The following is a 5,325-nucleotide window of genomic DNA, read 5'->3' as shown; positions in this document are numbered from 1 at the left end:
GGTTCTTACCGGGGTCGTCGGATTGGATGGAGTGTAGACCTTAATAGTAACCTTGCCGCCGCCAGTTATGACATAATTAACTGCAACGTCCTGCTGGCCAACCCTGAAAACATTGGGTATGGCGCCCGCTTCCTTGAACTCCGAATCGAGCCAGTAGTACTTGAGGCCGCTGGAATAGGTCCAATCTTCGGAAAGGGCAGTCTCTCCGCCATGGAAACTCATATAGTGTGGTTTGTGAGCACTGGTTTCGTAGAGCTTTTCTGCAAGGGAGAAGTCATAAGCAACGATTTTGTTCCGGGCGATGTCGTGAACAAACAGCACCTGTTCATTACCTGCGATTGCAGAGACGTAAAACCCCTTGAGGGTATTGAGTTGAAAAACGTTTGTATAGTAAAAACTCAAAGTACTTCCACTCAAGCTTAAATCAGTTCTCCGGACTCTATTATTGTTGCAATCGCCGACAAAAAGATAAAAGTTATCATCAAATTTGCGTCTTAGGACAACGGAATTGGGATGCGAGAATGATGCATCGTAGCTTGTCAAATAGCTGGTTGAACCGTTTGACCCTATTTTGTAAAAAACGATTCTGTCATTACCGGAAGAGGCAATTGCCAAGACTGAGACACCAGGATTTGCTCCTACCCACGAGCAAGAGACATCGATGGGTTTAGAAAGGTAGGAAGTTAATTGACAGTTCCAAGTTAAGTCATGTTTTTCTGTATTAAATTTTAAACGCACTACGCGATTGTTGCCTTCATCGGCTACATAAACGTAAAGAGTGTGATCGTTGGCAAAATCAGCTGATGGAAGAATGCAGACGCCCCCGGGGGACTCAAACTTAGAGGTTCCTGGGCCATGAGAACCGTCAATCATTCCAACCCACTTTGCTTCACGTTTTCCATTGTTATTTTCACGAGTAACGGCAAAGAAGAGGTGACCGGTCGTTTGGTCGGTAGATATGATTAATATTTCGTTCTTGTTGGCCCTGGTATATTCATGCACTGCGTTTCCATAAAGTGATGCCATCCCTACGTGGCCTAAAATGTCTTCAGAAATTTGGGCATCTATTTGCCAAATATCATTTCCATTGTAGTTAACTATAAGTCTTTGAACAATCGTCGCCGAGAGGCAAAGAAAACTACCGAAAAAAACTAGCGAGATAAATTTCTTCATTTTAGTTCTCTCCTTTCTCTCTCTGAAAGAGTTTGAATTTCTGGCCTGAACCCCCAGTTGATTAAACGTATGGAAGAGGGCACTATCTCGTTACAGATGGCGGTCAGCGAATCCGTCTCAACGCTTAGCCCTTTTCTCCATGTCAAATTAAGTTGGCGCAATATCATGGATCGAGTAAACTGACTGTTTGGGTAAGCCTTGTCGAAAGCCGCTTTTGCAGAAGCAAAAGAATCAGGGGCTTCGCACCAGTTAACAAGGGTTGCCCAAGCAGATTCCTGGTAAGGTGTGTTTGATACTTTCAACAGGTTAAGCAGTGGTCTTGTTTTGAATTCATCGGTATAGTTAAAAGAATCCATAGCAATCAGAGAAGGTAGATGTTCCGGAACGAGAGGGAGGATATGCAACTCCAGTGTATCGGAGTAGATGGTCAGCCCTTCAACTTTTTTCGGTCCTGGGAGTCTATAAGTAGCATAGATTTTGTACAAACCCGGGGGCATTTTTTCAAGAGCATAGTGATACTTTAAAGGTGCAATTAGACCCCAGAAAAGGATTACTCCGTCTGTAGTTGCTTGTTTAGGACGAAGCCGGAAATACAATTTCTGATCTAGTTCATATGTTGCGCTAATCACAGAACCAAATTTCCAAATTTCACCATCAGGTGCTATCATATAGAGTTGAAAGGTATTGACATTATCCATACTGAAGAACCCAGTCGTATTGATAAAGAGGTCTTCTTCGGTAAGGTTGCAAATAGATGCTTGCAGGTAAAAAGGTTCGGCTAGTGCAAGAGTGTCCTTGCCAATCTCTAACGATAACACTGCAGGAACAGCATCGCTAGCAAGCGCTTGCAAAGGGAAAATGCCACCCAGCAGCATTAGATATGTTACTTTCTTTAATGTGGAATTTTTCATTTTAACCTCCTAGGGCTTGTAATTAACTGTGTCTGCAAGTTCTTGGTAGTGGCCGTCGTGGTTATGTCTGCTCCAGCCGCCAATAAGGCAATCATTTGAAAAGGTTGAGGCTGAAGGCCAAAAGGTGGGATCTGACATCATACAGTCTGCGTCTCCGCATTCCGTAAAACCTTCATAAATTCCGCTAAAATTAAAGGCATGCCCGAATTCGTGCCCAACGCAGGTTTTTACGAAACCTTCGTATGTAGCTCCTTTTTGTCCAGCTTTATCAATTAACTCCTGGTCAGCAATTGCTATCCTTGGTTCTCCACAATATTGCTCGTCAATTGGCCATTGCCTAAGAGTTATACCTAAGGGAAACGTTTCATTGTCTGTGTTTTTAATCCGATGCACAAAAAGGACATAGGCGCCTGGCTTTTTACCATAACCCACATCGCCATTGGCGTACCGCGTATAACACGAGTTCATTGTAGTAGCTAGTAAACCTTTAGGTATCACACCGTCAAGGTAATATTCAAAATAAGGCGTTTCGTCTCCTTTGATTTTCGGTCCGGTACCCGTGCGGTTTTCTGTTAGTTCGTACCAGGACTCGTAATGTTGATCACCGACCGTTGACTCACTAAAAGTAGCATTATAAAACTGATTGTTGAAATTCTGCAACGATGTAGTAGCTCCTTCATAAATAGTTTCAGTTGAACCTGTCGTAACTACAGTTTGATCTACTTGAACAGGGTAAGAAACTACCTTCTGGATCGTAGTGGACATTGTGCATGTGCAACCACCGAAAAGTAGTGCGTAAGCGGATACAATTGCAAATAGGAAGTACTTTGTCAAGATACTTAATTTCCTTTTCACTGCTCTACCTCATTGTTCGTTTTGGGTTGCGATTCGGTGGTCTCTGATTCGACCTGTTGTTCGGTAGTGTTCGCGGTTGGCGCTATACCGCCTACCTGCTTTAGCATGGCGTTGAGCGGCTTGGCGTCTGCTATGAGCCAGCCGTACTCGGTCTTGCGGAACTCAACCTTGTGAGTGGCCTGGATGCGCTTGCCTGCTCCGTATGTGAACGCTTCGACCTTTGCCTGAGCCGTGTTACCCTCAACCTTCACGTCGAACGTTCTCAGGTACACGAGCGGCATGCCTGTCATTGGCGTTGCGCCCATCGCGTAGGTAATGTAGTTATTTTTGACCTCGGCGAGCGCCTTGTTTCCTAACCTTTCTGAAAGGCACGCGGTCACGAGCGCAGAATCGTGCTTGAGTAGTGCGTCTTCCAGATTGTTCATTACGAGCTTTATCTGCTCCTCGTCGGTCAAGGGCGTCATAGGGTTGCCTGTTTCGGCAGTGCCACCTCCGCTTACCGTAAAGAAGAGCAGTGCTGTTAGAAGGTTCATAGTTCCTCCTTGCTATGATTTATTATAATTATCCGGAGAGTGATGAAAAGGAAGGCAGTGAGAAACGCATCCGACTTGGTTTTTATTGAAACAAAGTTGTTGGATTCAGCGGCATCAAGAGTCTTTGCGGCTTCTTTATACATATCTCTCTCCTTGCTTCTTAACCCCTCGACTGGAATCATCTCCTGCTGTGCAATTATTATATAAAAAAAAAAAACTGTCAAGCATAAAAGTGACAATTAGAATGTTTTTTTATACCGCAGATAGTATCTTTAGAGGAGTTTGTCCAAAAACTGCAGCATCAGTTAGACGAAATGCACTCCATAGAAACCAGAGAATTATCGCCTTGCACTCTGGATAATACCGATGTTTGAAATAAAAAATCATTTAGGCGATCCTTTCGCCGCGCGTTCTGAAACTTGTCGAACGCATGCACTTCCAGCGCTCGTCTGTGCTTCCAGCGCTCGTTCGACCCCAGACTCCGTTGGAGGATAGACGGCATCCCTGACCGCTCGCTCAGTGATGACGTTGGTGTGAAAGGGGCCGGAGAAAATAATTGTCGTTGCGAGACGGCTCCCAGCCGGCGAAGCAATCTATTCTCGAAGAGAATGCTCCTTTAACCCGATTAATGCAGAACCACAGCTTTCCTTGTCAGGTTCGCCTTCCCCGTCTCCAGCTTCACGAAGTATACCCCGGACGAAAGCCCTGCCTTAATCGCCACTTGCCCCTCGCCTTGAACGCGGTAGCTTTCGATACGACGGCCCGAAGGGTCGTATAGGCTTATCGTGCCCTGCTGACCTGCAGGAATTGAATAGGAGACCCGGGGGGAGGGTGTAAAGGATGAGACCTCAAAGGCTAGTCCTGAAGGTATGGGCTGCTCCTCTATTCCTGAGCCGTAAAGGGTTTTGGACATCTCGTCATCTTCGTCGGACTCGTCAGGTGTCATGAGGGTGGAGACGGTGAGGGTGTAGTTCGAGGCATCAGGAGGGGTAAACTCCTTGAACGATACTGTGTCCTCTGTATCGGCAGGTAAGAAGTAAGGCATGGTGTCTGAATAGACTATATTTACTCCATTCTTAATCTCCGCTATCACGAGAAAGCTGTCCGCTGGCTTACGGCCAAAGTTCTTTATCCGGGCCGTCGGGGTGTAGCCTGTATTCTTCCAAACCGAGTCGCCTGAAAGAATACCCTTTATTCCAACGTCATAATCGGCGTAACCGGTAAGGCGGATGTTGTCAATATAGACTTTCTGTCCGAACCACCCTCCTTGCAAAGAACCGTATGAGACTAAATAGATACTATCCAGAACTAAATTAGTGGACAGCCCTCTATTAATTACCCAATCTGTCTTTACAGACCTTTTCCACTCTATCCAAGAAGTATCGTCAGATAAAGTGAACTCTATATACATTTTCCCGTAAGAGTTGAGTCTTTCAAGACTTTGACTAGGCTTGTAATATCGATAAATAGCCCATGTTACATCAGGGTTTCCTGCATCTAAAAGCATACCCATGAAAACTTCATACAAATAATTATAACCCACTACAGGAGGGATTATTTTCATCATCCAACAAAGACTATCGAGGTCACCTAAGACCCTATCTAATTGAAATCCTTGAATTACTACTGCAGAATCGAAAACAATTCCAGGAGGGGTAGGGTCGCCTGGCATGGATCGAGTATTCCCGGAAGCAGAGAATAAACCCTCAAAAGCAGCCCCAGAATCATGAGCATTGGCAACAGCTGAGTCATTTTCAAGTGGTTGTAGAGTCCCCGTATAAGTCCGCCAGCAACTATCCTCTCTCTCTAAGCTATGGTTCTTGATTAGATTCACCCTTTCAAGGGCAAAAAGC

6 protein-coding genes are annotated in these 5,325 nt (G+C 45.1%); all 6 read right to left on the bottom strand.

Going from position 1 to position 5,325, the window contains the following annotated elements; all coding sequences use genetic code 11:
• Nucleotides 1–1,173 (bottom strand): hypothetical protein (locus GX441_04860; GenBank protein ID NLI97974.1); only part of this gene is annotated, 1,173 nt, incomplete at its 3' end.
• Nucleotides 1,170–2,084, bottom strand: a complete 915-nt coding sequence (locus GX441_04855) for a hypothetical protein (GenBank protein NLI97973.1) — start codon at nucleotides 2,082–2,084, stop codon at nucleotides 1,170–1,172. The genes GX441_04860 and GX441_04855, both read right to left, overlap by 4 nt.
• A 9-nt stretch (nucleotides 2,085–2,093) precedes the next feature.
• The gene (locus tag GX441_04850) at nucleotides 2,094–2,849 is read right to left on the bottom strand and encodes a hypothetical protein (GenBank protein ID NLI97972.1); all 756 of its coding nucleotides are present in this window, start codon (nucleotides 2,847–2,849) and stop codon (nucleotides 2,094–2,096) included.
• A gap of 86 nt (nucleotides 2,850–2,935) precedes the next feature.
• Nucleotides 2,936–3,472 (bottom strand): hypothetical protein, encoded by a 537-nt coding sequence (locus GX441_04845; GenBank protein ID NLI97971.1) that lies wholly within the window; start codon nucleotides 3,470–3,472, stop codon nucleotides 2,936–2,938.
• Nucleotides 3,469–3,615: a hypothetical protein gene (locus GX441_04840; protein NLI97970.1), complete on the bottom strand. Its 147-nt coding sequence runs from the start codon at nucleotides 3,613–3,615 to the stop codon at nucleotides 3,469–3,471. Before GX441_04840 ends, GX441_04845 begins: the two co-directional genes overlap by 4 nt.
• Before the next feature lie 482 nt (nucleotides 3,616–4,097).
• Nucleotides 4,098–5,039 carry a T9SS type A sorting domain-containing protein gene (locus GX441_04835; GenBank protein NLI97969.1) on the bottom strand — a complete coding sequence of 314 codons (942 nt, stop codon included), beginning with the start codon at nucleotides 5,037–5,039 and terminating at the stop codon, nucleotides 4,098–4,100.
• Nucleotides 5,040–5,325: the final 286 nt, after the last annotated feature.

The organism is bacterium, assembly GCA_012517375.1.
Lineage (GTDB): Bacteria > Hydrothermota > Tepidihabitantia > B3-TA06 > B3-TA06 > JAAYVC01.
This window is presented reverse-complemented; position numbering and strand designations above follow the sequence as displayed.